We start from the raw sequence: 24,446 nt of genomic DNA, 5'->3' as shown, positions 1-24,446 counted from the left end.
GCAACCCCACTGGCATGGCGTGCCGAGACATTTGTCGTCCCACCTGAGCGCGAGCGGGTATAGATCGGGCTATAGTTTGCTGGTGCCGCCCGAGCCGACCCACCGTTGGACGATCAAGGTGACAACCGACGTCCGCGAGTGGCTCCGTACCCTGCGCTAGTCGGACGCGGACGCGTACCGGTCTGTCAACGTCGTCATCGACATGCTTGCCGAAGTCGGGCCCGGGCTCGGTCGCCCACTTGTCGACACGCTGCGGGACTCGAACATCGGCAACCTGAAGGAGTTGCGGCCGAGGTCGGGCCGCGACGTCGCAATCCGGGTCATCTTCGTCGTCGACCCCTGGTCCCAGGCGGTGCTGCTGGTTGGTGGCAACAAGGCCGGCAACTGGTCGCGATGGTACGAAGCGATGATCCCGATAGCGGAAATCGCGTACGAGAACTGGTTGGCTTCCGAGAGAAAACGGAGGGAGGAGGAATCGTGAGCGAGTTCCACGATTGGGAGGAAGTCCGCGCGGAGCTGCACGATGGTGACGACGACGCGCTCGCCGTGGAACGTGCCCGCACCGAGGCGTGGGGCAACGCTTTCCACCTGGCTGAGGAACGCAAGCGGCTGGGCCTCACCCAACGTCAGGTTGCTGAACTGATGGGCGTGACGCCCGGTCGTGTCAGCCAGATCGAGAACGGCGACCTGGACGTCAACGAGGTTGCCACGCTGAGTCGTTACGCTCGTGCGCTCGGTGCACGGATGCGGATCATCTTCGACTACGGCAACGACCTACGCCAGATCGCATGAGGTGTCAGTCCCACCAGAAGCTCCAGATCGGGGCGTTCATCAGCCGCTCGGCGTAGGCGGTGAGCGTGTGCGCGCCCTGCTTGCCAGACGTTGTCCGGGCAGAACGCGAAGTGCTCCGCCGCCACCCGGGTGGCCTCCGCACGATCTGATGGTAGGGCGGCCACGCTCAGATACAGCTCGGCGAATCCGACCCCTATCAGCCGAGCACCGAACCGGTCCTCCCAGGATCGCAACACAGCCGACAGCTCTGCGGTGTCGTTGACGTAGTTGACCGCGCCCTGCCAGTGGTCCGCGTGTTCGTCCGGATCTACCCGGCACCGCATCGCACCGGCTTGGCGCAAGGCACTCCAGCGCTCTGGGTAAGGGTTGCGCGGGTTCGGTACTGCTAGTCCGCTGCCCACCGGGTCGCGAGCACGTCGACCTCGGCCAGGAAACCGGACAGCTCGTCGTCGGAGAGTGGCCGGAGGAGTTTCCAGAGCAGCAGCATCTCGGCCTCGATGACGGCGTCGGGGTCGAGGTCGTCCAGGTCGTCGGCGTCGCTGATGGTGGCAGCCCCGATGAGCCGTTCGGCGGTTCTCGGGTCGACGTCGAAGCTTGTGTCGGCCATTTCGGCACGGGCGTCGGCGACGTACCAGATGATTTCCACCCGGTCCGGGAACGCACGCGGACGCAGCCGGACGGCGAGGAAGAACGCGGCGCCGACCACCAGCCCCAGGTCCGCCCAGCCGGTCTCGTCCAGTTGCGCGCACCGCTTGCGGTATGCCTCCGCGTCGCCTCTGACCAGTTCCCGGATCAGTTCGAGATAGCCGGTCCAGCGGCTGGCCGGGGCGGGCGCGTCGAGGTCGGCTCCGTTCACCAGTGCCCCCGGTTCGGCGTGTGTCGGTGCGGGTCGACGATCCAGCAGCGGGCGTGCCGGGTCTGCCACTGCCGCAGCGCCTGCCGGAAGCGCTCCACCTCGGTGCGGGCCATGTTCTCGGCCTGCCGCAGGTACTCCAGTTCGTCGGCGAGGCGGCCGAGGTAGGCGTACACCTCTTCGGGGTCTAGGCCGCGCCACCGCGCACCGAAGGTGGCGGCACGGACCTGGGGCGGCTCGATGCGCCGCCGGGCTCGATAGATCATCGTGGCCTCCGGCCCGCTGCCGGCGCGCTGGGCTGTCGTCGCATGTCGGTCCTCCGGGAGGGGTGGCGGGCGGGCGGCGCCGAGGCGGACGGGGTCGGTCGCCGGCTGTCCGGACAGCCGGCGACCGGAGCCCGGCATCCGCCCCGGGCCCTTTTCCCGCTTCCGGCCGCCATGCCCTCACGGCGCCCGGAAGAGGCTCTAGCTGGTCGCGCCGGTCAACCGATCGGTGTACGAGGCAAGCGCGCCGGCCGCCTCGGTCAGGCTGGCCGTCATCAGGCCGAGCTGGTCGGCGGCCTGCGACCACTGCTCGGTCACGGTGTCGGTGGAACAGTCGGGGTCGCCCGCGTCCCGGAGCCGCTGCCCGGCCCCGCGCAGCCGGTCGGGCAGCCCGGCGATCCGCTCGGCCGCCTCGGCGAACTGGGTCTGCGAGATATTGAGGGTGCCGGCGACCTGCCCGATGCTCGTCACGTCGTCGCGACCGAAGCGCTCGTGCACCCGGCGGATGCCGCTGCCGACCAACCGCTCCGCGTGGTGCGCCAGGTCGAGCGCGTCCTCGGTGCAGCGGCGGGCCTGCCGCAGCTCCGGGTGCGCCGAGCCGGCACCGGTCCGTTCGAGCAGCGCGCCGGCCGCCGCGACGGTCAGGCAGGCGTCCCGCAGTTCGCCCGCGACCTGCTCCGCCGCCCACGCCGCACTCGCCTCCGGCGTGTCCACGGGCACGTCCTGGGCCGGCACGGCGACCGGTGTCGTGGCTGGTGTTTCGGCTGGTGCGTCCTCGGTGGTGGCCGCCTCCGGGGGCGGTGTGGTGGTGGTCGACTCCAGGTCAGCGCTGAACATGGCAACCCTTCCGTTGGCCGCTCATTCGATGTTTCCTACGTTGACTGGTGACTACAGTACTAGTCAAGAGTGTTCAGCATGTTGCTGTCTGACAAGTTGACTTGCGCCTCTTGACGGGCGCCTACGGTCACGGTCATGCGACTGATGGGCGCACACGAGATCCGGATGCGGCTGGGTGGGATCAGCCGGCAACGGGTCTACGCCATCACGTCCCACCGGGCGTTTCCGGCACCGATCGCCGAACTGCAACAGGGCAAGGTGTGGCGCGCGTCCGACGTCGAGAAGTGGATCGCGAAACACCGCCCGGAGCTGGTCGGCGAGGGCGACGACGAGCAGTAACCCGAATACCAGCGCGGAGCTTGCGGGAGGCGTGACCATCGCCGCCGGCGGACGGGCCAGAATCTCCTTCCGCTAGAGATCCGCGTGTCGGGCCGGGGCAGCCCGAACCACAAAGCAGGTTCGGGTCACTACTCGGTGGCCGACAGCCACCCCGGCACGTTCCCGGGCAGGGCCACCCGGGGGGAGCGGAACGCCTGGCTTGCCGAGCGAGGAGTGCCGCACGCCGAGTCACGCTACTCGGGCATATCAACGAAGTCAATGAGGGCAATGAGGTCAATGAGGTTGTCGGCCTTGTTGTGCATGGCTTGCGTGCCGTGGTCAACTAGTGGTGCCGAGCGAGGAGTACCACCATGACCATCAGGACGCCCGACTACCTGCGGATCGTGAACGGCATAACCGAACAGATCCGCAGCGGTGAGCTGACACCTGGCGACAAGCTGCCGACCTACAGTCAGCTCGCCGAGCACTACAAGGTCGGCCTCTCGACTGCGCAGGCGGCGTTGCGCGTCCTCCGCGAACGCGGCTTCATCGAGAGCCACCCGGGCAAGGGCACCTACGTGGCAGAGAATCCGCCACAGGCGTAGATCAAACCGCTACTCGATCCCACGCACGCCTAACGGCGCCGACAAACGAGCCCGTTGAAGCTACTCCCCTTCAGCCCACTGCGCCGAGAGCGAGTCGACCTCAGCCAGGAACCGCGACAGCTCATCTGCCGACAGTGGCCTGAGCAGCTTCCACAGCAGCAACATCTCGGACTCGATGATGAGGTTGGGATCAACGTTGTCCAGCTCGTCAGTATCACCCGTTGTCGTCGCCGCGAAAAGCTTCTCAGCCACCGCAGGATCAAGGTCGAAGCTGGTGTCCGCCATCTCGGCACGGGTCTCTGCAACGTACCGGATGATGGCTGCTTCGTCTTGGAAGGTCACCCGGCGCTGGCGTGCGGCGAGGAAGAAGGCAGCACCCACGACGATTCCAAGCTCGTCCCAGCCCTTCTCGTCCAGTTCCGCACAGCGCTCGCGGTATGCCTCCGCGTCGCCGTTGACCAGCTCTCGTATGAGTTCAAGGTAGGCCGTCCGGTCAGTCACGCTTTGGTTCCTTCCTCTTCCTTCGCGAGCTTGCAGCCTTCAGGGCGACCGCCACCACCGCAGCAGCCGTCACGACCAGAGCTTCAGCCGCGTCACCCGGCGTCCCTGCCGTTGTCGGATTCCTCGGCGTCGGAGGCAACGGTTGGGTGGTCGAGGCGGTGCCCGACGGTTTCGACTCCGCCAGGAAGTCAACCAGCTTCTTGCCCGTCTCCCCAGCCGACTCCGCCTTTTGCGCGATCCTCCTGCTGAACCCACGGAGGCCGCGTTCAACCTTCTCAGCCTCACTGACAAGCTGCTCGCCTGAGGGACCCGCATCGGTGGCCTGATCCTTTGAGATGGCCGAGCCGGGAGCGATCACGTTGGCGTAGGCGGCTAGGTGACCGGCGGCCTCTGCCAGGAGACGGGCCGCCTTTTCGGACTTGGCTGCCGCCTCACTGCTCGCCGTCACTGCCGTCCGGATCAGCCGATGATCGCTGCCCTGCCCCACCTCGGCGAACAGGTCGCGGGCCTGTCCCGTCTCGGCCTGGCCGCGTCCAGTAGCGACAACCGCGCGGTCCAGGCGCTCAACCACTGCCTTCAGTTGAGCGACGACCTCACCGACGCTGGTCATCCAAGCGTCTCCCGGTACTCGTTGGCGGCCTCGACACTGATGTCGATGCGCCGGACGACCAGATCCAACTCATCGGTAGCCGACTTCAGACACGCCAACGCTCTCGTAGCCTCGGGGTGCTCGCTGTCGTACAGAGTGGTTTGAGCGAGCCGAGCGGCGTCCCCGGTATCGGTTGCGATGGCCTCGATGATCGTTCTAGCTACACCGGCCGACTCGACGCCCTGCTGAAGCCTTGCCTTCGCCTCTCCGACACTCACAGCGCCTCGATCACGATCGCCCGACCTCGATCGGTCCACGTTGGCGGGCAGGGGGCACGCGACTGCTACAGAGGTTGAAAGGCTGAGGTTCGGGCTGTCACGGTGGTTCGGGGTCGAGGGTCATGCCGGTGTTGGCGAAGAAGCCGGCGAGGAGATCGGTCTGTTGCTGGCAGGCGCGTAGGCGGTGTTTGACCAGGTCGGCGAGGTGGTCGGCGCCGTGGGCGGCGATGTTGGTCAGGCCGCGTTTTATCCATCGCCAGACTCCTTCGGTCGGGTTGAGATCGGGTGCGTACGACGGCAGCCGGATCACGGTCAGCCACGGCCGGGCCGCGATCAGGGCGTGCATGCGGCGGCTGACGTGGGTGTTGAGGTTGTCCCAGATCAGCACGATCGGTGTACGTAACCGCTGGTGAGCCTGGCCGAGGAAGGCGATGTAGTCGTCCTCGCTGAAGCTGCCGCGTTCGCCTTTGCGGCCGCGGTGCAGCCGCGTGCGCCACATCAGCCGGCCGCGTTCGCCGGGCTTGAGGCAGACCAGGCCGGCGATCGACACCCGTCCGGAGCCCTTGCCGGAGATCTCCACGACGGGTGTGCGGCCGCGGCGTGCCCAGGTCTTGGCTACCGGCGGGCGCAGCACCTGGCCGGCCTCGTCCTGGAAGCAGATCCAGGCGCCGCGGGCCGCGGCTAACCTCTTACCGACGGCCACCGCCTGCGGTGCCAGGTCGCGATCGCCTCGGGGTCGCGTTCGATCGCCCGTCGGGTCGGGACCTGCTGGCGGTAGCCGATGCGGTGCAGCAGGTAGGACACCCCGCGCAGCGTGTAGGAGACGCCGAAACGACGTTCGATCACCTCGACGACCCGCGCCAGAGTCCACCGGGCGTCGGGCCAGCCCTGCTCCACCGGCCCCCGGTCGAGCAGGTCGGCAAGCTCACCGAGCTGCTCTTCGGAGAGCTTGCAGTCCGAACCACCCGGCCCCGACGATGCCAGAGCCGCAGTCCCGCCGGCAGCCCAGCGACGTCTCCACTCACGGACCGACTTTGGGGAAACTCGCAGCTCAGCAGCGATCTGCGTGGACGGTTTGGACTCCTCGAACATGGCCGCGGCCTGCATCCGGACCTTCTCACGCCGGACCCGGGCTGCCGCGTTCATGCCACCACCAGCCGGATACCTCATGCCTCCGGCCTACCGAAACCATCGACGCAGATCACGCAGACACGCCGACGACCGTCAGCCTTTCAACCTCTGTATCGGACGGCCCGCGCTCCGGGTCGGTCGGCCGCGCATACCAGTGGTGCGCTACACGGCTGAAGCCCACTGGAACGACGACAAGGGGCATTGGGGTCCTTCCCGACGTCACGGATGCCGCCGACCCTACCGAAACAGCCACGCCGCGTCAGCCCTCTAGCAACGGGCGGTGACCGGGCAGCTTTCCTCAATCGGCTCCCGGTGCCGGGCGTCCGGCCTGACGCCTGACCTCACCCATCGACGGATCGGCGTACCCTACGTCCTCGAACGTCCTTCATGTACTGAAGACCTGGGGAAGTAGCTACGTGATCACTGGTGAGCTGAAGAGTCGGATAGACCGGATCTGGGATGCCTTCTGGTCCGGTGGCATCTCCAACCCGCTTGAGGTGATCGAGCAGATCACTTACCTACTCTTCATCCGTAGGCTGGATGAGCTGCACGAACTCGCGGAGAACAAGGCCACCCGGACGGGCAGGCCGATCGAGCGCCCGATCTACCCCGACGGGACCGACCCGCTCGGCAGATCGTACAAGGACCTACGCTGGTCGCGCTTTAAGAACGCCGAGCCGGGCGAGATGTTCGAGATCGTCGGGCAACACGTCTTCCCGTTCCTGCGCACGCTCGGTGGTGACAGCTCCACCTACTCCACCCACATGAAGGACGCCCGGTTCACCGTCCCCAACGCCGCCCTGCTGTCGCGCGTGGTCGACATGCTCGACGACGTGTCGATGGACGACCGCGACACCAAGGGCGACCTATACGAGTACATGCTCGGCAAGATCGCCAGCGCCGGCCACAACGGACAGTTTCGGACTCCTCGGCACATCATCCGCCTCATGGTCGAGATGATCGGCCCCGGACCGGACGACACCATCTGCGACCCGGCGTGTGGCACCGCCGGGTTCCTAATGGAGGCCAGCGAGTACGTCCGGCGCGAACACCCGCACGCCTTCCACGACCCCAAGCGCAACCATCACTTCCACCACGACATGTTCCACGGCTTCGACTTCGACAGCACGATGCTCCGAGTCGGCAGCATGAACATGCTGCTGCACGGTGTCGAACATCCGGTCATCGAGTACCGCGACTCGCTCGCGCAGAGTGTCAGTGACGAGGCCGAGAAGTACTCGGTCATCCTCGCCAACCCGCCTTTTGCCGGGAGCCTTGACTACGAGAGCACGGCGAGGGACTGCTCCAGATCGTCAAGACCAAGAAGACCGAACTGCTGTTCCTGGTGCTTCTCCTGCGTTTACTCAAGCCCGGCGGCCAAGCAGCGGTGATCGTACCCGATGGAGTCCTTTTTGGATCGACCAAGACCCACAAAGAACTTCGTCGGATGCTCGTGGACGACCATAAGCTCGACGCGATCGTCAAGCTTCCCGGTGGCGTCTTCAAGCCGTATGCTGGGGTGTCGACTGCCATCCTCTTCTTCACGAAGACTAACAGCGGTGGCACCGACAACGTCTGGTTTTACGAGGTGACCGCCGATGGGTGGAGTCTCGACGACAAGAGGGCTCCATTACTCACAGGCGAGAAGCTTGGCCCGACGCCGTCACTTGACTTCACAGAGGCGGACCATCCGAAGAACAACCTGCCGGATGTCCTAGCGCGATGGGCGGAACGGAACGGCACCGAACTGAAGCGGGCACGGAACGAGCAGAGCTTCTGTGTTCCGAAGGACGACATCGTCGCCCAGGACTACGACCTCAGCCTCAGCCGCTACAAAGAGGTAATTCACGAGAAGATAAGATACCGCACACCTCTGGAGATCTTGGCAGACCTCGAACGGATTGAAGCCGAGATCCAGCAGGGAACGTCGAATCTGAAGGCGCTGCTCGGATGAGCGGCTGGCAGACTAGTAGACTCGACGACTGCTGCGAGATCGTGTCAGGCGCCACGCCCAAGACGAACGTCAAGAAATACTGGGACGGAGAGATCCGATGGGCGACACCAAAAGACGTTAGCGGTCTTTCTGGAGCATTCATTGACGACACGCCACGGAAGATCACTCGAGCTGGCCTAAATAGCTGTGCAACCTCCGTGCTTCCCGCAGGTTCTGTGCTGCTCAGTTCCCGTGCACCTATTGGTCATGTTGCCATTAATAGTGTTCCGATGGCAACGAATCAGGGATTCAAAAGTCTTGCACCAATCCCCGATCGACTGAATGCAAAATATCTCTTCCACTGGCTCCAAATGAAGCGATCCTACCTTGATAGCCTCGGGAACGGTGCTACATTCAAGGAAATCTCCAAGGCAGTCGTTTCATCTGTCGAGATTCCCCTGCCGCCAATGGAAGAGCAGCGGAGGATTGTCGAGGTGTTGGATCGGGCGGACAAGCTACGCGCTATGCGCCGCCAAGCACTCGCCCACCTCGATAGCCTCGGCCAGGCGCTCTTCTTGTCGATGTTCGGTGAGCCGCGTTCCAATCCGAAAAGCTGGCCGATGACACCGCTCAGAAACCTAGTCTCGGAGTTCCGCTACGGAACATCGAACAAGTCAGGCGCCCAAGGCAGGCCCGCGCTACGCATCCCGAATGTAGTTAGAGGTGCACTGGATCTATCTGAGATCAAACTTGTGGAGGTGTCTTCCTCCGACTTCAATCGTCTAAGATTAGCCGAGGGCGACCTGCTGTTTGTGCGAACAAATGGCAACCCTGATTTCGTGGGCCGATGTGCAGTCTTCGATCCGCATATCGTGGAACATGCCGGCTTTCCGACAGGCCAATATATATATGCGTCGTACTTGATCCGGACGCGGCTAACCACCGAGTTCGTTCTTCCTATTTTCGTAAGGGAATTCATGGGTAGCACTGCGGGGCGAGCGGCCCTGCGCGAGCGCTGCAAGACTTCTGCGGGCCAGTACAACCTTAATATCCAGGGTCTCGGCTCAGTGTTGATCCCAGTTCCTCCCCTCGATCTACAGCGGAATTTCGTAGACCGGGTTGCAGAGGTAGAGACATTAAGGGAGGCCCATCAGTCGCAGCTGTCCAAGCTGGACGAGCTGTTCGCCTCGTTGCAGGATCGGGCTTTCCGCGGGGAGCTGTGATGTGTCACTATCGAGGGCTGCCCACCTCCCGGGGAGATCATCTTCGATGAGCAACTTCGCGTTCCTCCACACCGAGTGGCCCGAGCTGTTCACCGAGGCGAGGCGAGCCGAACGATACGTCTATGCCGACACCCGGATGACCTGCCTCTATGCCCGCCGGTGCCTGGAACACGCTCTGCAGTGGCTCTACCGTGCCGACAGCACTCTCCGCTTGCCGCGCAGGGCCACGCTCGACACGATGATCACCGAGCCGACCATGCAGAATCTGGCCGGTCCCCCGATCACCACCAAGATGCACCTCATCCGGCGGTTGGGCAACAAGGGCGTACACGATGCCCGTGTCGTACCCGAGCGGGAGGCCGTCGCCGCCGTCCGCGAGCTGTTCCACGTGACGTACTGGATCGCCCGCCGCTACACCCGCGACCCGGCGGCGATGCCACCCAGCGCGCTCGCCTTCCACGCCTCGCTCATCCCTCGCCCGACGGACATCCGCGCCCAGACCCGGGCCGAGTTGAAGGCGCTCAACGACCGGCTCACCGCCCAGGACGAGGTGCTGGCCAAGGCCGAGACGGCAAAGGTCGACCTAGACGCCGAGATCGCCAAGCTACGCAAGGAGGTCGCGGCGGCCAAGGCCACCAACGAGCGTCGGCCGGACACCCACGACTACGACGAGAAGCAGACCCGCGACCTCTACATCGACCTGCTGCTCGCCGAGGCCGGCTGGCGGCTCGACCAGCGGCGCGACCGGGAGTTCCCGCTCACCGGCCTGCCCGGCGGCTCCGGCAACGGCCGGGCTGACTACGTGCTCTGGGGCAACGACGACAAGCCGCTCGCCGTGATCGAGGCGAAGCGGACCCGGCGCGACCCGATCAGCGGCCAGCAGCAGGCCCGGCACTACGCCGACGCGTTGGAGGCGAAGTACGGCCAGCGGCCCGTCATCTTCTACACGAACGGCTACGAGATCTGGCTCTGGGACGACACCGCCTATCCGCCCCGCCAGGTGCAGGGCTTCTACACGAAGGACGAGCTGCAACTGCTGGTCCAGCGCCGCTCCACCCGGCGACGGCTCGCCAATCAGCCGATCGACTCCGGGATCGTCGAGCGCCCCTACCAGCACCGGGCGATCCGGCGGATCGTGGAGACCTTCGAGGTTGACCGGCAGCGCAAGGCGCTGGTGGTGATGGCGACCGGGGCCGGCAAGACCCGCACCGTCATCGCCCTGGTCGAGTTGCTGATGCGGGCCAACTGGGCCAAGCGGGTGCTCTTCCTCGCCGACCGGCGGGCCCTGGTCAAGCAGGCCACCAACGCGTTCAAGGCGCACCTGTCCGACGTCACCACGGTCAACCTGGTCGAGGACAAGGTGGCCGAGGGCCGGGTCTACGTCTCGACGTACCCGACGATGCTGGGCCTGATCAACCAGACCGACGGCGACCTGCGCCGGTTCGGGCCGGGCTACTTCGACCTGGTGGTGATCGACGAGGCGCACCGGTCGGTCTACCAGAAATACCGGACCATCTTCAGCTATTTCGACTCGCTGCTGGTCGGGCTGACCGCCACCCCGAAGGACGAGGTCGACCGCAACACCTACGGCCTCTTCGACCTGGAGGACGGCGTCCCGACCGACGCCTACGACCTGGAGGAGGCGGTCGGCGAAGGCTATCTCGTCCCACCGAACGTCGTCGCCGTCGACCTGCGCATCCAGCGCAAAGGGCTGCGCTACGACGACCTCAGCCCGGCCGAGAAGGACCGCTGGGACGAGTTGGAGTGGGGCGACGAGGACGGCGAGATCCCCGACGGGGTCGACCCGGAGGCGGTCAACAAGTGGTTCTTCAACGCCGACACCGTCGACCGGGTGCTCGAATATCTGATGACCCGGGGGCACAAGGCAGGGTCATTGCGTTCTGGGGTAGCTGCTGGTCATTGCAGTGATGAGGTCGTGCGGGCGACGGTCGGCGCGTCTGGTGGCGCGGGCGATGTTGGTATCGCCGTTGGTGCGGTGGTAACTGGCCGCGGTGTTACGTAGCGTCGCCATGATTGCGGGGCCGGTGCCGGTTCTGGCTTGGTGGAGGTCTTCACGGAACGTGACGTCGCGGACATGATGGACCTGATTCTCGATCAGCCACTCGTTTCGGGCCCAGGACTGCAGGTCCGCGGGTTGGGCGTGCTCGGCGGGGAGGGAGATGGTGTAGTAGGCGGTTTCCCTGGTGGTCTTGCCCTTGAGGGTGCGGGTGCGGGTGATCCGGACGGCCTGCTCGGCGTGAGGGAACAGCAGACCGCCGGGGGTGGCTACGGTGAGCGCCTTGACCGTGCGGGTCTCCCGCCGGCCGTGACCGGTTTCGCGGCGTCGGTCACCCACCGGGACCTGGGCCCAGGGCAAGGCCTTGAGCTGGGCAAACACGGTCGGCTGGTTACCTTTGACCGGGATGAGCAGGTCGGCGCCGCGAGCGGCGACCTCGGTCGCGTGGCTGGTCTGTGTATGGAGGGCGTCGGCCACGAAGATGAGGCCGTCCAGGCTACCCAGAACCTGTTCGACCGCGTCCAGCAGTGGGGTGAACGCGGGGATTTCGTTGCTTTTCGCGGCCACGGTGACCTGAGCGAGCACGATGCCGGTGCTGGTGTCCAGCGCGGACAGCAGGTGGACCCGGCTGCCATCGGCGCGGCGGGCGCCGCGCATGGTCTTGCCGTCGATGGCGATGACGATCCGGTACCGCCGAGGTCGGGGCGTGACCGGAGGCGGGACGCGGGTACGCAGCCAGTCGGCGAGCACGGTGGCCAGCAGGTCAGCGTCCAACCTGGTCAGCAGCCGCCAGATCGTGGTCGCGGCCGGGACGGCGCGGATGAACCCGAGCCGGGCCCTGGCGAGGTCATCGAGGTCGTGCAGCCAGTCCGCGATGGCCGCGAACGATGATGCGCCGGCGGTCACGGCGCACACCGCGACGGTCAGTAGCCCGACGAGCGGGTAACGCGCCCCACGCGGGGACCGGGGGTCCGCGATGGTGGCCAACGAGTGCTGGAGCCCAGCTTCTTCACCCTCGGTGACAAGGCGCGGTGGCGAGTCGGTGGGGGTGCGAACTGCGGACAGTACCTGAATCGGGCATGCTGACATCGCGGGTGAGGTCCTCAAGGTGTCCGGGAGCGTCGAGAACTCCATGATCACCTACAGGCCTCACCCGCCTTCCTCAACCCCGCAAGGGTCCGCCCACCCCGGGAATCCCCAGTTCAACGGCCACTCGACCAAACACGCAATAGCCCTGGGGCACAAGGTCGCCGGCGGTGACCGGATCGGCAAGACGATCATCTTCGCCAAGAACAACAACCACGCGAAGTTCATCGCCGAACGCTTCGACGCCAGCTTCTCGCGCTACAAGGGTGACTTCGCCCGGCTCATCACCCACCAGATCGAGGGCAACCAGAGCCTCATCGACACCTTCTCCATCCCGGAGCGTGCCCCGCACATCGCGATCTCGGTCGACATGCTGGACACCGGGATCGACGTACCCGAGGTGGTGAACCTCGTCTTCTTCAAGATCGTGCGGTCGAAGACGAAGTTCTGGCAGATGATCGGCCGGGGCACCCGGCTCCGGCCGGACCTGTTCGCCCCCGGCGTCGCCAAGAAGGACTTCTTCGTCTTCGACTTCTGCGGCAACTTCGAGTTCTTCGGTCAGAACCCGACGACCAGCGAGGGCTCGGTGAGCCCGTCACTTACCGAGCGGATCTTCAAGGCCAGGGTGGAGCTGGTCAGCCAGCTCGACCAGCGGCTCGGCGGCACAGCCGGCAACGACCGGGCCGCCACCGACACCGCCGAGGACGACGCGACCGACGGCACGCACAGCGAAGCCGGCCTACGCCGGGATCTGGCCCGTGACCTGCACGCCCGGGTCCGTGGCATGCGCCTGGACAACATCGTCGTACGCCCACACCGCCGCGCCGTCGAGTATTTCGTCGACCCCGCCAACTGGCAGACGCTCACCCCCGAGGCAGCCGACCAGCTCGCCCACGAACTGGCCGGACTGCCCAGCGAGGTCGCCGACGACGGCGAGGAGGCCAAACGGTTCGACCTGATGATCCTGCGGCTCCAGCACGACGTGGTCACCAGCTCCGCTCGACACTTCGCCAGGGTGCGCGCCGACGTGCAGGAGATCGCGTCGGCGCTGCTGGAGCAGACCACCATCCCGGCCATCCGCGCCGAGCTGACGCTGCTCGACGAGGTCGCCGCCGACGAGTGGTGGCAGGACGTCACGCTGCCCATGCTGGAGCGGGCGCGTCGGCGGATCCGCAACCTCGTCCGGCTGGTCCCGAAGGCGAGGCGGACCATCATCTACACCGACTTCGCCGACCAGGTCGACAGCGTCACCGAGCTGGAGTTCGTCGGGGTGAGCGTCGGCACCGACCGGGAACGGTTCCGCGAAAAGGTACGCGCCTACCTCCGCGCGCACGAGGATCACGTGGCCCTGCAGAAGCTGCGGCGCAACCGGCAGCTCACCAGCGCCGACCTCGGCGACCTGGAACGGATGCTCGCCGAGAGCGGAGTCGGCGACAAGCAGGACATCGACCAGGCGCGGCGGGCCGCCGAGGGCCTCGGACTCTTCATCCGGTCCCTGGTCGGGCTCGATCGGAACGCGGCCCGGGAGGCATTCGGCGAGTTCCTCGACAGCCGTACGCTGAACGCCGCCCAACTCGACTTCGTCAACCTGATCATCGGCGACCTGACCGCGAACGGCGTGATGAAGCCGGAGCGCCTCTACGAGTCCCCGTTCACCGGAGTCGCACCCCGGGGCCCGGAAACTCTCTTCGGCTCCGAGGACGTCGACCGGATCATCACGATCCTCGACTCCGTACGGGCGAGGGCGACGCCGAAGACCGATGCTGCCTGACCTGCCGCTCGGCGGGCTGGACGGACGGGCTCGACCGGCCACCGCCGGCTGCCGAGCCACACGCGGTCCGGCGCGCGCACAACCCCGATAGGATCGGCCTTCCGCACCCCCTCGGAGGCGAGGCACGATGAGCAATCCCGAGCAGCCGTCAGCCGAGCAGCCGCCGGCTTCCCCGCCCGGCCCGCTGCCTCCGACGTACGCCCCGCCGACCGCGCCGCTGCCGGCGCCCGGACCGGCTCCGGCGACACCGGGCTATCCACCGGCCGGAGCGCCGCCGGGTTACGGCACCCCGCCGGTACCGCAACAGGGCTACGGCCAGCCCCAGCCCGGTTACGCCCAGCCCCAACCTGAATACGGTCAGCCCCAGCCCGGATACGCCCAGCCACCCGGCCAGCCGCCAGCGCCGCCGCCCGGATACGGGCGGCAGCAGCCGGGGTACCCGTACCAGCAGGGTCAGCCGGTGCCGCCCGCGCCGAAGTCGGGGCCGCGTACCGGGCTGATCGTCGGGATCGTGGCCGGCGGGGTGGCGCTGCTGCTGCTCCTGGTCTGCGGCGTCGCCGGGTTCTTCTGGTACCAGCAGCGGGACAGCGGCGGCGACCTCTCCGCCGTGATCAACTATCGGCAGACGAATCCGGGGGCGCTCTCCACGGACCACGTCCAGGAGCCGGTCAGCTATCCGATGACCCCGCCGGCCGGCGGACCGCACTTCCCGCGCTGGCAGAACTGCAACGGCGACGTCTACACCGAACCCATCGCGGACGGCAACGCCGTGCACAGCCTGGAGCACGGCGCGGTGTGGATCACCTTCCGGCCGGGCCTGCCGCCGTCCGAGGTGGGCAAGCTGAGCACCCGGGTACGCGGGCTGTCGCACATGATGATGAGCCCGTACCCGGGGCAGTCGTCGCCCATCTCGCTCCAGGCCTGGGGCTACCAGCTCACCGTCGAGGACGCCGACGACGACGCGATCGGCGCGTTCATCTCGGCCTACCGGGTGACCGCCGCGATCGAGCCGGGAGCGCCCTGCGGCGGCGGGATCACCACCACCCGCTAGCCGACGGCCGCGACACCGGCGGCGTGATCTCCCTGGTCGTCGCCAGTACGCCCGGAACACTTAGCCCTTGCGCTAAGTGTTCCGGGCGGTAATACTTAGCCGCATGGCACAGTATTCGCCGCAGCTCGACGGAGTGTTCGTCGCCCTGGCCGACCCGACCCGGCGCGACGTCGTCCGGCGCCTCGGACGTGGCCCGACGAGCGTCGGCGACCTCGCCCGCGAGTTCCCGATGACCCTTCCCTCGTTCATGAAGCACGTACGGACGCTCGAGGCGAACGGCCTGATCCGCACGGTCAAGTCCGGCCGGGTACGCACCTGCGTGCTCAACCGGGAGCGCCTCGGCCTGCTCGACGACTGGCTCGCCGAGCAGCGCCGGATCTGGGAGGAGCGCACCGACCGCCTGGAACGGCTCGTCACCGACCCACAGGAGAACCACGATGAACCCTGACCGCACGATGAACCCCGACCTCGACCTGGCCCTGACCCGGATCATCCGCGCTCCCCGCCCCGTCGTCTGGCGGGCCTGGACGGACCCGTCCCGTTTCGCGAAGTGGTGGGTGCCGGCGCCCAGCCTCTGCCGCGTCGACCGCCTCGACGTCCGCCCCGGCGGCGGGCTGGTGACCCGGCTCAGCGACGACGGGGTGGAGTTCGTCCCGCACATGGACGCGAGCTTCCTGGTCGTCGACGAACTGGAGCGGATCGTCTTCACCAACGCCATCGACAGCGGATGGCGGCCTACGCTCCCCGACCCGATCGCGATGACCGCCGAGATCACCCTGGGCGACCACCCGGACGGCACCGACTACCGGATCCTGCTCCGGCACGGCGACCCCGCCGCCCGCGCCCGGCACGAGGAACTCGGCTTCGTCGACGGCTGGGGGTCGGTCGCCAAACAACTCGCCGAGGTCGCCGAGAGCGAGGCGGCCCGATGAAGGTCACTCTCACCCAGTTCGTCACCCTGGACGGGGTCAGCCAGGGCCCCGGCTCACCGGCCGAGGACCCGTCCGACGGTTTCACCCGGGGCGGCTGGCTCGTACCCCACCTGGACGAGCTGTTCGTCCGGCGTACCTCGCAGTGGATGGACCTCGCCGACGGCCTGCTGCTCGCCGGCCTGGTCGACACGCTCCGGCTGGTCGTCGCGCCCACCGCGACCGGTGCCGGGCGGCGGCTGCTCGACCAACCGGGCACCGCCGTCGGCTTCCGGCTCGTCCGGTCCGAGGCGACGGCGACCGGCCTGCTGCTGCTCGAATACGAGCCGGGCACCGCGGCGGTGGCCGAATACCAGGGCGTCGGCGCCTTCGTCTAGTCGCGGCCGGCTCCTGGCCCGTCCGCCGCACCGCCATGCCCGGCTGCCGCCCGCCGCCGTCGCCACCACGAACGCGCGGCCAGTCCGATCAACCCCGCCGAGACGACCCCGGGACCACAGTGGACCAGGAGCACTCCGGCCAGGCTCGGTCCGCCCCAGTCCTGCTGGTAGGTGGCGGGATCGGACATGTCGATCACGAACGGCTCGGCGACGGCCCGGACGACCAGGTAGAGCCCGAACAGGATTCCGACGGCGCCAAGGGCCTTCTTCATGCCGCAGAGGTTAGGAGAAGAGGTGCGGTGTCCGCGTCACCCGGCGGTAGCACCGCCGGCCTCGTACCAGAAGGGTATGGCCGGCCGCCGGCCAGTCATGGGCCGGTTGTCGAGTCCCGGCCCGGTCGGGCGAACCGGCGGGCGGCGTAGCCGAGCACGCCGACGGCGAGCACGGCGAACCCGGCCAGCACACTGCCGACCGGCAGGGTGACCGCAAGCAGCAGGCAGCCGACCAGCCCGACGGCGGCCACCGCCCGGACCGGCAGCCGGCGGCCCGGATCCCGGCCCAGGGTCAGCGCGGCGGCGTTGGTGATCGCGTAGTAGACCAGCACCGTGCAACTGGAGAAGCCGATCGCGCCCCGGACGTCGCCGAGCGCCACCACCAGCACCACCACCGCGGCAACGGCGAGTTCGGCGCGGTGCGGCACCCGGTACGTCGGATGCACGGCGGCCAGCCCGCCCGGCAGGTCGCGGCGGCGGGCCATCGCCAGCGTGGTCCGGCCGACCCCGGCGACCAGCGCCAGCAGCACCCCGAGCACCGCCACCGTCGCACCGGCCCGGACCAGCCAGGCCAACCCGGGCAGCCCGGAGGCGTCCACCAGCTCGGCGAGCGGCGCGGCGGAGGCCGCCAGCCGGGCCGGACCGAGCACCGAGAGCGCGACCACGGCCAGCCCCAGATAGATCACCAGCACCAGACCGAGCGCGGTCGGCACCGCCCGGGGGATGGTGTGCGCGGGGTCGCGTACCTCCTCGCCGAGGGTGGCGATCCGGGCGTATCCGGCGAAGGCGAAGAAGAGCAGCCCGGCGGCGGTGAGCACACCGGCACCGGCCGGCCCGCCGACGGCGTCACCTAGGCGTGCCGGCCGGAACTCGCCGCCGAATAATCCCACCAGGGCCACCAGGGCGAGCACCACCAGGGTGACCGTCACCAGCCAACGGGTGACCCGGGCCGTCTTCCGCACGCCGCGCAGGTTCACCCCGGTCACCGCCAGCACGGCCGCCACCGCCACCGGGCGGGCGTAGCCGGGCCACAGGTACGCCCCGATGGTCAGCGCCATCGCGGCACAGCTCGCGGTCTTGCCGACCACGAAGCCCCAGCCGGCGAGAAAACCGGCGAACGGGCCGAGGCGCTCCCGGCCGTACACGTAGGTGCCGCCGGACTCCGGATAGCGGGCGGCGAGCCGGGCCGAACTGGTGGCGTTGCAGTAGGCGACCAGTCCGGCGACGGCCAGCGCGCCCAACAGGCCGAACCCGCTGCCGGCGGCGGCCGCCGCCGGGGCGAAGACCACGAACACCCCGGCCCCGAGCATCGACCCCAGGCCGATGACCACCGCATCCCGTACGCCCAGCCGGCGCTCCAGCTCTGACACGGCGCTCTCCATGACGGCGAAGCCTAGAGGTCGTCGGTGAACACTCCGCGACGGTGCAGTCCACCGGGCAGGGCGGGCAGCGGCAGGTCGTCCCAGGGCACCCGGTCGAGCAGCCGGCCGAGGAAGAGCCCGAGCAGCAACCCGGCGACCGAGTCGGTGATCCAGTGCCAGCCGAGGTAGGTGGTGGTGCAGAAGACGATCACCGGCGGCACCAGCCGGATCGCGGCGTAGAGCGCGGGCGGGGCGTCGGGGCGGTCCAGCGTACGCAGCAGCGCGGCGAACAGGAGCGCGATCGCGGCGTACCAGACGACGGCGTTCGCCACGTGCCCGGACGGGTACGCCGTGCCGTCCACCGGGTCGCTGAACAGCTCCTCCGGATGCGGCAGCTCGAAGTTGTGCGGATAGCCGCGGTCCAACCACAGCTTCATCGGGCCGATCGTGAACGAGGTCAGCACGAACGCGCCGACCGGCACCAGCAGTGGCCGGACCGACCGGGTACGCCAGCCGACCAGCGCCGCCAGCCCGAACGCGATAGGCATCAGGAACCAGCCGCCCTGGCCCAGCGAGTTGAACACCCGGGCCACCCAGTACGCCGGCCCCGGCCGGTGCGCGTCGACCCAGTCCCGTACTGCCAGATCCAGGCCGAGCAGCTGGCCGGCGGCGAGCGCGGCGGTCAACCCGACCACCGCCGCGACGAGTACGCCGTCGAGCCACCAGCCGGCCGGACGGACCGGGCGCAGCCGCAACGGTCGGCGTACCGTGGTGGTTTCCCGCATTCGCACCACGCTACCGGGCCGGTCGGGCGGAGTCGGCGGTGTGTGCCCGCCCACGCGGAGCGGCGCGACGCGCTCCAGAGCGGCATGCTTGGTACCCGTGCGGATCACCTCGGCCCTCGTCGACCCGGCGCTGCTCGACCTTCCCTGGTCGACCCCGCTGGAGCAGTGGCCCGCCGACCAGTTGGTGGCGCTGCCCCAGGGAATCTCCCGGCACATCGTCCGGTTCGTCCGGCTCGCCGGCACCGTCTACGCGGTCAAGGAGACCGGCGAGCGGGTGGCCGAGCGCGAGTACGACCTGCTCCGTTCGCTGGAACGGATCGACTTCCCGTCGGTGGAGGCGGTGGCGATCGTCGCCGACCGACACGACGAGCGCGGCGAACCGCTCGACCCGGTGTTGATCACCCGGCACCTCCAGTTCAGCCTGCCGTACCGGGCGCTCTTCTCGCACACGCTGCGCCCCGAGACGCTGAGCCGGCTGCTCGACGCGCTCGCCGCGCTTATCGTCCGGATGCACCTGACCGGCTTCTTCTGGGGCGACTGCTCGCTGTCCAACACCCTGTTCCGGCGGGACGCCGGTGCCTTCGCCGCCTACCTGGTCGACGCCGAGACCGGTGCGCTGCACTCCCGGCTCTCCAACGGGCAGCGGGACGAGGACCTGGAGATCGCCCGGGTCAACATCTTCGGCGAGGCGCTGGACCTGGAGGCCGCCGGCCTGCTGCACCCCTCGATCGACCCGGAGGTGGTCTGCGAGGAGGTGGTACTCCGCTACCAGCGACTGTGGCACGAGATCACCTACGAGCAGCAGGTCGAGCGGGAGGCCCGGCACGACATCGAGGGCCGGATCCGCCGGCTCAACGAACTCGGCTTCGACGTCGCCGAGGTGGCGATGTCGGTGGTGGACGGTGGGCGCTACCTGGTGCGGCCCAAGGTGGTCGACGCCGGCTACCACACCCGTCGGCTGCTCCGGCTGACCGGGCTGGACGCCGAGGAGAACCAGGCCCGCCGGCTCCTCAACGACCTGGACACCTACCGGGCGGAGAGCGACCTCACCGACGAGCAGCAGGCGGCGCACCGCTGGCTGACCGAGGTCTTCGAGCCGGTGGTCCGGGCGGTGCCGGCGCACCTGCGCAACAAACTCGAGGCGGCGGAACTCTTCGCACAGGTCATCGAGCACCGCTGGCGGCTGTCCGAACGGGCCGGCCGGGACGTCGGGCTGGCGCCGGCCGTGCAGTCGTTCCTCGCCGACGAACTGGTGCACCGCCCGGACGAACAGGCCGTACTCGGCGTCGACGTCGGCTGATTCGCTACCTGCCTACTGGCTACTGCGGATCGGGGCCGCGGGACGGCGACGGGTTCGGCTGGATTCGCCGGGTCGGCCGGCCCGGCTGGCTCCGGGTGGCCGCCCGGCCCGACTGCCGGGGTACCGTCCGCCGGCTGGGCCGGCTCGGATCCGACGACCAGCCCGCCGGGTCGGCCGGTCGACCCGCCGGCACCGCACCCGAGTCCAGAGCCGGCGGCGGTGGCGTACTCGCCTCCCGGAGCAGCCGGTTCAGGCCGGCCCGCCGGACGACGACGGTCAGCACGTCCCCGGGGCGGAGCTGGTGCTCCGCTGCCGGCGACCACTCGGAACGCCGCTGACCGGCACCGGTGAGCGCGACCACCCGGACCCACTCCGCCTGGCCGACCACCCCGAGGCGCTGCCCGGCCAGGGCCGAGCCCGGCGCGATCGGCACCTCGGCGACCAGCAGCGCGTGCCGGGCGACCGGGATCGTCGCGATCACCGCCCGGTTCAGCAGGGCCGCCGAGAAGGAGGGCGCGGCCAGGTAGGAGACGCTGCGGGAGACGCCGATCCGGAAGGTCTTCTGGATCCGCTGCGCGAAGTCGCCGTCGAAGAGCCGCAGCACCACCCGCAGCTCGGGGCGGAGCGTCCGGGCGTTCAGTGCCGCCTGGAGGTTCGTCACGTCGTCGGTGGAGACCACCACCAGGGCCTGCGCGGTGCCGACCGAGGCGGCGTCCAGGGTCTCCTCCCGGGCGGCGTCGCCGATGATCAGCGGGATGTCCAGCCGGCGGGCGACCGCCGCGCCCCGGGCCTCCGGGTCCTGGTCGATCGCGACCACCTCGACGCCGAGGTCGTTGAGCTGCCACATCACCCGGGTACCGACGTTGCCCAGGCCCACCACCACGACGTGTCCGCTGCGTTCGCCGGGCAGCAGGCCGGCGTCCAGCGCCAGCCGGGCCTTGACGATCCCGTCCACCACCGCGGCGGTGATCAGCGGGATCAGCGCCAGCCCGGCCAGGTTCAGCACCACCTGGAGTATCTGGGCCGCCGCGCCTTTTTCGAGGTCCGGATCGGCGCCGACGATCGTGGTCACCAGGGTCAGGTAGATCGCGTTGCCGATGCTGGTGTGCTCGGCGAGCGAGAGCATGGCGCCGAGCACCACCATCACCGCGAGTACCGCGATGGTGGCCATCCCGATCTTGCGGGTGGCGAACGAGCGTACCGCCCGGAGCAGGGCCGCGATCCGGTGCCGCCGCCAGTGCTGGGTACGCCGCTCACCCCGCTGCCGGCGCAGCAGCCGCCGCCGGGTGGCCTGCTCGGTGCCGACCTGGCCGTCCGCCTCGGCCAGCACCAGGTCGGCGTCGGCGGGGTCGGCCGGCAGCACCACCGGATGGTGCGGGTCGCGGGTGTCGGCCAGCCCGCAGACCACCTGCTCCGGCCGGACCTCGCTCCGGTCGGCGACGAAGAGGGTACGACCGCCGTGCCGGAAGTACGTCGGCGCCACCTCGCCGAGCGCCGCCGCGACGAACGCCGGGGCGGCCATCGAGGCGTCGGAGAGTACGGCGCTGTTCGGGAAGAGTTGCCGGATGCCGTTGCCGAGGCTCATGTTGAACATCCGCAGCACCACCCGCAGGTCCGGTTCGACCTCCTGGGCGCAGAGTGCGGCGTGGATGTTGCCGACGTCGTCCTGGTGCAGCAGGGCCAGTCCGTCCGCCCCGACCAGCCCGGCGGTCTTGAAGGTCTCCTCGTCGAGCCGGTCCGACTGGACCACCCGGATGCCCCGGATCGCGCGGATGTCCGGCCCGTCGGGGCGGCGCCGGTGCGGCACGATCACTGTCACCCGTACGGCGCTGCCCTGCGGATCGTTGCCGAGCAGTTCGCTGACCAGGTGGACGGCGAGGGCGTCCTGGCCGCAGACGACGTAGTGCGGGCGGTGGTCGCCGTTGGTCCGCAGGCCGTCCCGCAGTCGGGTCTCGAACGCGCGCCGGGCCCGGGTACGCCAGAGATCCGCCATGCCCGCCGATGGTAGTCACTGTGATCAGCAGACGGGAGCCACTCGAAACCGGACGAGACCGTACAATTACCTACCGTGGTGAAGCATGGCGAACCCGGTCACGGGTAGTGCATCCGGATGCAGACCTTCCTGCCGTATCCGGACTTCGGCGAGACCGCCCGGAGTCTCGACCAGTTGCGGCTGGGCAAGCAGCGGGTCGAGACGATCCAGGTGCTCCGCGGCCTGGTCCGCCCCGGCTACGGCTGGCGGCACCATCCGGCGGTGAAGATGTGGGCCGGCTACGAGGAGGCGCTGGTCCGGTACGGCCTCGACATCTGCGCCGAGTGGGTCTCGACCGGCCGGGCCGACACCTGCGCCGCGACCCTGGTCGCCGACCTCGCCGCCACCTGCGGCCTGACCGAGGTACGCCGCCAGCCCGAGCTTTCCACCGCCGGTGAGCTGCCACCCTGGATCGGCCGGGAGGAGCTGCACCTGAGTCACCGCTCCTCGCTGCTGCGCAAGGATCCGGTGCACTATGGACCGATCTTCGGCGACGTGCCGGAGGTGCCGTACGTCTGGCCCGCCTCGGACCGCCCACCGAGCTGCCGCCCGCCGTCCCCGCCGTCCGCGCCGTCGCCACAGTCCCCGCCGTCGCCGCCGTCCGAGGAGTCGTGATGCGACGACGGCCAGCCGAGCCGGTCGGCCCGGGTCGGGTCCGGCAGCCCACCGAGGCGCTGGTCGTCGGTGGCGGAGTCGCGGGCATCTCGGCGGCGATCGTGCTCGCCGAGCGGGGTGTCCGGGTCACCGTGCTGGAGGCGCGTCCCCGGCTCGGCGGCCGGCTCGACACCCGGTCGGAGACGCTGGCCGACGGCACGGTCGCGCCGGTAGACCACGGTTTCCACGCCTTCTTCCGGCAGTACTACAACCTGCGGTCGATCCTGCGCCGGATCGATCCGGCGCTGGCGCTGCTCCGGCCGGTACCCGGTTACCCGGTGCTGCACGCCGACTGGCCGGCCGAGGACTTCGGCCGGCTGCCGGCGAAACCGCCGTGGAACCTGCTCGCCCTGCTGGCCCGCAGCCCCAGCCTGCGCCTGGCCGACCTGCGCCGGATGGACACCCAGGCCGCACTGCCACTGCTCGCCTACCATTCCCGGCACACGTACGCCGAACTCGACGACACCAGCGCCGCCGAGCTGCTCGACGCACTCCGGCTGCCGGACCGGGCCCGGGCGATGCTCTTCGAGGTCTTCTCGCACTCGTTCTTCAACCACGAGGCCGACCTCTCGGCGGCGGAACTGCTGGCCAACTTCCACTTCTATTTCCTCGGCAATCCGGAAGGGCTCGGCTTCGACGCCCCGGACCGGGACTACGAGTCGGCGATCTGGACGCCGCTCGCCGCGCACCTGCGCCGGCACGGCGCCCGGATCCTGCTCGGGCAGCCGGTGACGTCGGTGCGGCCCGACGGCGACGGCTGGCGGCTGGAGACCGCCGCCGGGGAGCGGCACCGGGCCCGGGACGTGGTGCTGGCGGTGGACCCGCCGGCCCTGGCCGCGCTGCTGGCCGGCTCGCCGGAGCTGGCCGCCCGGGCACCCGTACTCGCCGGGCAGGTGGCCCGGTCCGGCACCGGGCCGCCGTACGCGGTCGCCCGGTACTGGCTGGCCGGCGACGTCTCCCCGGACCGGGCGGTGTTCAGCGGGGTGTCCCGACAGGACACCCTGGACTCGGTCACCCTCTACCACCGGCTGGAGGCGGAGTCCCGCCGCTGGGCCGCCCGGACCGGCGGATCGGTGCTGGAACTGCACGCGTACGCCTGCCCGGCGGAGGTGCCCGCGCCGGAGCTGGCCCGGCGGATGCGGGCCGAGTTGGCCGGACTCTGGCCCGAGGTGGCCGACCTGCCGGTCCGTGACCTGCGCTGCCGGGTCGAGCGGCAGGCCCCGGCGTTCCCGCCGGGCCGCTCGGCCGACCGGCCCGGCGTGCTCACCGACGCGGACCGGCTCTACCTGGCCGGTGACGGGATCGGGACCGAGCTGCCCAGCGCGCTGCTGGAGCGGGCCGCCCTGACCGGCATCCTCGCCGCCAACCACATCCTCCGGCGGGCCGGCGCCGGCACCGAACCGGTCCGCACCATCCGCCGGTACGGCCTGCTGGCCCAGCGTTCCCGAGCCGGCCGCCCCCCAGCCGGCCGCTGACCCGGCGCCGCTG

28 protein-coding genes and 2 pseudogenes are annotated in these 24,446 nt (G+C 69.1%); 16 read left to right on the top strand and 14 right to left on the bottom strand.

Annotation, left to right across the window (positions count from 1 at the left end; genetic code table 11):
• Window positions 1–175: 175 nt before the first annotated feature.
• Window positions 176–481 (top strand): annotated as a pseudogene (locus O7626_RS37125) (type II toxin-antitoxin system RelE/ParE family toxin); the annotation flags it as partial.
• Entirely contained in the window at window positions 478–792 is a 315-nt protein-coding gene (locus O7626_RS37120; RefSeq protein ID WP_278065603.1) for a helix-turn-helix transcriptional regulator, read from the top strand. The pseudogene O7626_RS37125 and the gene O7626_RS37120, both read left to right, overlap by 4 nt.
• A gap of 4 nt (window positions 793–796) precedes the next feature.
• On the opposite strand, the gene O7626_RS37115 is transcribed toward O7626_RS37120, so the two are convergent.
• The 4 genes from O7626_RS37115 to O7626_RS37100 form a co-directional block, all read right to left on the bottom strand.
• Window positions 797–934 carry a hypothetical protein gene (locus tag O7626_RS37115; RefSeq protein WP_278065602.1) on the bottom strand — a complete coding sequence of 46 codons (138 nt, stop codon included), beginning with the start codon at window positions 932–934 and terminating at the stop codon, window positions 797–799.
• A 243-nt stretch (window positions 935–1,177) separates the two neighbouring features.
• Window positions 1,178–1,648, bottom strand: a complete 471-nt coding sequence (locus tag O7626_RS37110) for a hypothetical protein (protein ID WP_278065601.1) — start codon at window positions 1,646–1,648, stop codon at window positions 1,178–1,180.
• Window positions 1,645–1,911 carry a DivIVA domain-containing protein gene (locus tag O7626_RS37105; protein WP_278065600.1) on the bottom strand — a complete coding sequence of 89 codons (267 nt, stop codon included), beginning with the start codon at window positions 1,909–1,911 and terminating at the stop codon, window positions 1,645–1,647. Before O7626_RS37105 ends, O7626_RS37110 begins: the two co-directional genes overlap by 4 nt.
• A gap of 198 nt (window positions 1,912–2,109) precedes the next feature.
• Complete coding sequence (locus tag O7626_RS37100; protein WP_278065599.1) at window positions 2,110–2,745, bottom strand: hypothetical protein; 636 nt, start codon at window positions 2,743–2,745, stop codon at window positions 2,110–2,112.
• Between the two features lie 135 nt (window positions 2,746–2,880).
• Between O7626_RS37100 and O7626_RS37095 the strand changes: the two genes are divergently transcribed.
• A complete protein-coding gene (locus tag O7626_RS37095) occupies window positions 2,881–3,084 on the top strand; it encodes a DNA-binding protein (RefSeq protein WP_278065598.1) in 204 nt (67 codons plus the stop codon).
• Window positions 3,085–3,434: 350 nt separating this feature from the next.
• The gene (locus tag O7626_RS37090; RefSeq protein WP_278065597.1) at window positions 3,435–3,668 is read left to right on the top strand and encodes a winged helix-turn-helix domain-containing protein; all 234 of its coding nucleotides are present in this window, start codon (window positions 3,435–3,437) and stop codon (window positions 3,666–3,668) included.
• Window positions 3,669–3,728: 60 nt separating this feature from the next.
• Here O7626_RS37090 and O7626_RS37085 read toward each other — a convergent pair whose 3' ends face one another.
• The 5 genes from O7626_RS37085 to O7626_RS37065 all read right to left on the bottom strand — a co-directional run bounded on the left by O7626_RS37085 (window position 3,729) and on the right by O7626_RS37065 (window position 6,182).
• Window positions 3,729–4,169, bottom strand: a complete 441-nt coding sequence (locus tag O7626_RS37085) for a hypothetical protein (RefSeq protein ID WP_278065596.1) — start codon at window positions 4,167–4,169, stop codon at window positions 3,729–3,731.
• Complete coding sequence (locus O7626_RS37080) at window positions 4,162–4,779, bottom strand: hypothetical protein (protein ID WP_278065595.1); 618 nt, start codon at window positions 4,777–4,779, stop codon at window positions 4,162–4,164. Before O7626_RS37080 ends, O7626_RS37085 begins: the two co-directional genes overlap by 8 nt.
• The gene (locus O7626_RS37075; protein WP_278065594.1) at window positions 4,776–5,036 is read right to left on the bottom strand and encodes a hypothetical protein; all 261 of its coding nucleotides are present in this window, start codon (window positions 5,034–5,036) and stop codon (window positions 4,776–4,778) included. The genes O7626_RS37080 and O7626_RS37075 overlap by 4 nt, the downstream gene beginning before the upstream one ends.
• Window positions 5,037–5,133: 97 nt before the next feature.
• Window positions 5,134–5,739: a transposase gene (locus O7626_RS37070; protein WP_278065593.1), complete on the bottom strand. Its 606-nt coding sequence runs from the start codon at window positions 5,737–5,739 to the stop codon at window positions 5,134–5,136.
• Entirely contained in the window at window positions 5,718–6,182 is a 465-nt protein-coding gene (locus tag O7626_RS37065) for a winged helix-turn-helix domain-containing protein (protein WP_278064424.1), read from the bottom strand. The genes O7626_RS37070 and O7626_RS37065 overlap by 22 nt, the downstream gene beginning before the upstream one ends.
• Before the next feature lie 401 nt (window positions 6,183–6,583).
• Here O7626_RS37065 and O7626_RS37060 point away from each other — a divergent pair, with 401 nt between their 5' ends.
• The 4 genes and pseudogenes from O7626_RS37060 to O7626_RS37045 all read left to right on the top strand — a co-directional run.
• On the top strand, window positions 6,584–7,558 hold the full coding sequence (locus tag O7626_RS37060) for a class I SAM-dependent DNA methyltransferase (protein ID WP_278065592.1): 975 nt from the start codon (window positions 6,584–6,586) through the stop codon (window positions 7,556–7,558).
• Window positions 7,513–8,121, top strand: coding sequence for an N-6 DNA methylase (locus O7626_RS37055; RefSeq protein ID WP_278065591.1), 609 nt, complete (start codon window positions 7,513–7,515; stop codon window positions 8,119–8,121). Before O7626_RS37060 ends, O7626_RS37055 begins: the two co-directional genes overlap by 46 nt.
• Entirely contained in the window at window positions 8,118–9,323 is a 1,206-nt protein-coding gene (locus tag O7626_RS37050) for a restriction endonuclease subunit S (RefSeq protein ID WP_278065590.1), read from the top strand. Before O7626_RS37055 ends, O7626_RS37050 begins: the two co-directional genes overlap by 4 nt.
• 46 nt (window positions 9,324–9,369) lie before the next feature.
• Window positions 9,370–10,980 (top strand): annotated as a pseudogene (locus O7626_RS37045) (DEAD/DEAH box helicase family protein); the annotation flags it as partial.
• 234 nt (window positions 10,981–11,214) lie between these two features.
• On the opposite strand, the gene O7626_RS37040 reads toward O7626_RS37045, so the two are convergent.
• Window positions 11,215–12,327 carry an ISAs1 family transposase gene (locus O7626_RS37040; protein ID WP_278060713.1) on the bottom strand — a complete coding sequence of 371 codons (1,113 nt, stop codon included), beginning with the start codon at window positions 12,325–12,327 and terminating at the stop codon, window positions 11,215–11,217.
• Between the two features lie 145 nt (window positions 12,328–12,472).
• Here O7626_RS37040 and O7626_RS37035 point away from each other — a divergent pair, with 145 nt between their 5' ends.
• The 5 genes from O7626_RS37035 to O7626_RS37015 all read left to right on the top strand — a co-directional run bounded on the left by O7626_RS37035 (window position 12,473) and on the right by O7626_RS37015 (window position 16,554).
• Window positions 12,473–14,197 carry a type I restriction-modification enzyme R subunit C-terminal domain-containing protein gene (locus O7626_RS37035; protein ID WP_278065589.1) on the top strand — a complete coding sequence of 575 codons (1,725 nt, stop codon included), beginning with the start codon at window positions 12,473–12,475 and terminating at the stop codon, window positions 14,195–14,197.
• A 127-nt stretch (window positions 14,198–14,324) separates the two neighbouring features.
• Complete coding sequence (locus tag O7626_RS37030) at window positions 14,325–15,248, top strand: DUF3105 domain-containing protein (protein WP_278065588.1); 924 nt, start codon at window positions 14,325–14,327, stop codon at window positions 15,246–15,248.
• A gap of 103 nt (window positions 15,249–15,351) precedes the next feature.
• Window positions 15,352–15,696 (top strand): metalloregulator ArsR/SmtB family transcription factor, encoded by a 345-nt coding sequence (locus tag O7626_RS37025; RefSeq protein WP_278065587.1) that lies wholly within the window; start codon window positions 15,352–15,354, stop codon window positions 15,694–15,696.
• On the top strand, window positions 15,686–16,180 hold the full coding sequence (locus tag O7626_RS37020; RefSeq protein ID WP_278065586.1) for an SRPBCC domain-containing protein: 495 nt from the start codon (window positions 15,686–15,688) through the stop codon (window positions 16,178–16,180). Before O7626_RS37025 ends, O7626_RS37020 begins: the two co-directional genes overlap by 11 nt.
• Window positions 16,177–16,554, top strand: coding sequence for a dihydrofolate reductase family protein (locus O7626_RS37015; RefSeq protein ID WP_278065585.1), 378 nt, complete (start codon window positions 16,177–16,179; stop codon window positions 16,552–16,554). The genes O7626_RS37020 and O7626_RS37015 overlap by 4 nt, the downstream gene beginning before the upstream one ends.
• Here O7626_RS37015 and O7626_RS37010 read toward each other — a convergent pair.
• The 3 genes from O7626_RS37010 to O7626_RS37000 all read right to left on the bottom strand — a co-directional run bounded on the left by O7626_RS37010 (window position 16,551) and on the right by O7626_RS37000 (window position 18,972).
• Entirely contained in the window at window positions 16,551–16,826 is a 276-nt protein-coding gene (locus tag O7626_RS37010) for a hypothetical protein (protein ID WP_278065584.1), read from the bottom strand. The two genes, O7626_RS37015 and O7626_RS37010, sit on opposite strands and share 4 nt — an antisense overlap.
• 95 nt (window positions 16,827–16,921) lie before the next feature.
• Window positions 16,922–18,196 (bottom strand): APC family permease, encoded by a 1,275-nt coding sequence (locus O7626_RS37005; RefSeq protein ID WP_278065583.1) that lies wholly within the window; start codon window positions 18,194–18,196, stop codon window positions 16,922–16,924.
• Between the two features lie 23 nt (window positions 18,197–18,219).
• A complete protein-coding gene (locus O7626_RS37000) occupies window positions 18,220–18,972 on the bottom strand; it encodes a phosphatase PAP2 family protein (protein WP_278065582.1) in 753 nt (250 codons plus the stop codon).
• A 97-nt stretch (window positions 18,973–19,069) separates the two neighbouring features.
• Here O7626_RS37000 and O7626_RS36995 point away from each other — a divergent pair, with 97 nt between their 5' ends.
• Window positions 19,070–20,272, top strand: coding sequence for a DUF4032 domain-containing protein (locus tag O7626_RS36995; protein WP_278065581.1), 1,203 nt, complete (start codon window positions 19,070–19,072; stop codon window positions 20,270–20,272).
• A 19-nt stretch (window positions 20,273–20,291) separates the two neighbouring features.
• Here O7626_RS36995 and O7626_RS36990 read toward each other — a convergent pair whose 3' ends face one another.
• Window positions 20,292–22,265 carry an NAD-binding protein gene (locus O7626_RS36990; RefSeq protein WP_278065580.1) on the bottom strand — a complete coding sequence of 658 codons (1,974 nt, stop codon included), beginning with the start codon at window positions 22,263–22,265 and terminating at the stop codon, window positions 20,292–20,294.
• Window positions 22,266–22,382: 117 nt separating this feature from the next.
• Here O7626_RS36990 and O7626_RS36985 point away from each other — a divergent pair, with 117 nt between their 5' ends.
• Complete coding sequence (locus O7626_RS36985; RefSeq protein WP_278065579.1) at window positions 22,383–22,919, top strand: MSMEG_6728 family protein; 537 nt, start codon at window positions 22,383–22,385, stop codon at window positions 22,917–22,919.
• Window positions 22,919–24,433 carry an NAD(P)/FAD-dependent oxidoreductase gene (locus tag O7626_RS36980; protein ID WP_278065578.1) on the top strand — a complete coding sequence of 505 codons (1,515 nt, stop codon included), beginning with the start codon at window positions 22,919–22,921 and terminating at the stop codon, window positions 24,431–24,433. Before O7626_RS36985 ends, O7626_RS36980 begins: the two co-directional genes overlap by 1 nt.
• Window positions 24,434–24,446 lie beyond the last annotated feature (13 nt).

It is taken from the genome of Micromonospora sp. WMMD1102 (assembly GCF_029626265.1).
Lineage (GTDB): Bacteria > Actinomycetota > Actinomycetes > Mycobacteriales > Micromonosporaceae > Plantactinospora.
This window is presented reverse-complemented; position numbering and strand designations above follow the sequence as displayed.

Bases quoted from the DNA above. Each gene is read 5' to 3' on its own strand.
- O7626_RS37105 (WP_278065600.1), bottom strand. From the start codon at position 1,911: ATGATCTATCGAGCCCGGCGGCGCATCGAGCCGCCCCAGGTCCGTGCC.
- O7626_RS37100 (WP_278065599.1), bottom strand. From the start codon at position 2,745: ATGTTCAGCGCTGACCTGGAGTCGACCACCACCACACCGCCCCCGGAG.
- O7626_RS37095 (WP_278065598.1), top strand. From the start codon at position 2,881: ATGCGACTGATGGGCGCACACGAGATCCGGATGCGGCTGGGTGGGATC.
- O7626_RS37090 (WP_278065597.1), top strand. From the start codon at position 3,435: ATGACCATCAGGACGCCCGACTACCTGCGGATCGTGAACGGCATAACC.
- O7626_RS37080 (WP_278065595.1), bottom strand. From the start codon at position 4,779: ATGACCAGCGTCGGTGAGGTCGTCGCTCAACTGAAGGCAGTGGTTGAG.
- O7626_RS37065 (WP_278064424.1), bottom strand. From the start codon at position 6,182: ATGAACGCGGCAGCCCGGGTCCGGCGTGAGAAGGTCCGGATGCAGGCC.
- O7626_RS37050 (WP_278065590.1), top strand. From the start codon at position 8,118: ATGAGCGGCTGGCAGACTAGTAGACTCGACGACTGCTGCGAGATCGTG.
- O7626_RS37035 (WP_278065589.1), top strand. From the start codon at position 12,473: ATGATCACCTACAGGCCTCACCCGCCTTCCTCAACCCCGCAAGGGTCC.
- O7626_RS37030 (WP_278065588.1), top strand. From the start codon at position 14,325: ATGAGCAATCCCGAGCAGCCGTCAGCCGAGCAGCCGCCGGCTTCCCCG.
- O7626_RS37025 (WP_278065587.1), top strand. From the start codon at position 15,352: ATGGCACAGTATTCGCCGCAGCTCGACGGAGTGTTCGTCGCCCTGGCC.
- O7626_RS37020 (WP_278065586.1), top strand. From the start codon at position 15,686: ATGAACCCTGACCGCACGATGAACCCCGACCTCGACCTGGCCCTGACC.
- O7626_RS37015 (WP_278065585.1), top strand. From the start codon at position 16,177: ATGAAGGTCACTCTCACCCAGTTCGTCACCCTGGACGGGGTCAGCCAG.
- O7626_RS37010 (WP_278065584.1), bottom strand. From the start codon at position 16,826: ATGAAGAAGGCCCTTGGCGCCGTCGGAATCCTGTTCGGGCTCTACCTG.
- O7626_RS37000 (WP_278065582.1), bottom strand. From the start codon at position 18,972: ATGCGGGAAACCACCACGGTACGCCGACCGTTGCGGCTGCGCCCGGTC.
- O7626_RS36990 (WP_278065580.1), bottom strand. From the start codon at position 22,265: ATGGCGGATCTCTGGCGTACCCGGGCCCGGCGCGCGTTCGAGACCCGA.
- O7626_RS36985 (WP_278065579.1), top strand. From the start codon at position 22,383: ATGCAGACCTTCCTGCCGTATCCGGACTTCGGCGAGACCGCCCGGAGT.
- O7626_RS36980 (WP_278065578.1), top strand. From the start codon at position 22,919: ATGCGACGACGGCCAGCCGAGCCGGTCGGCCCGGGTCGGGTCCGGCAG.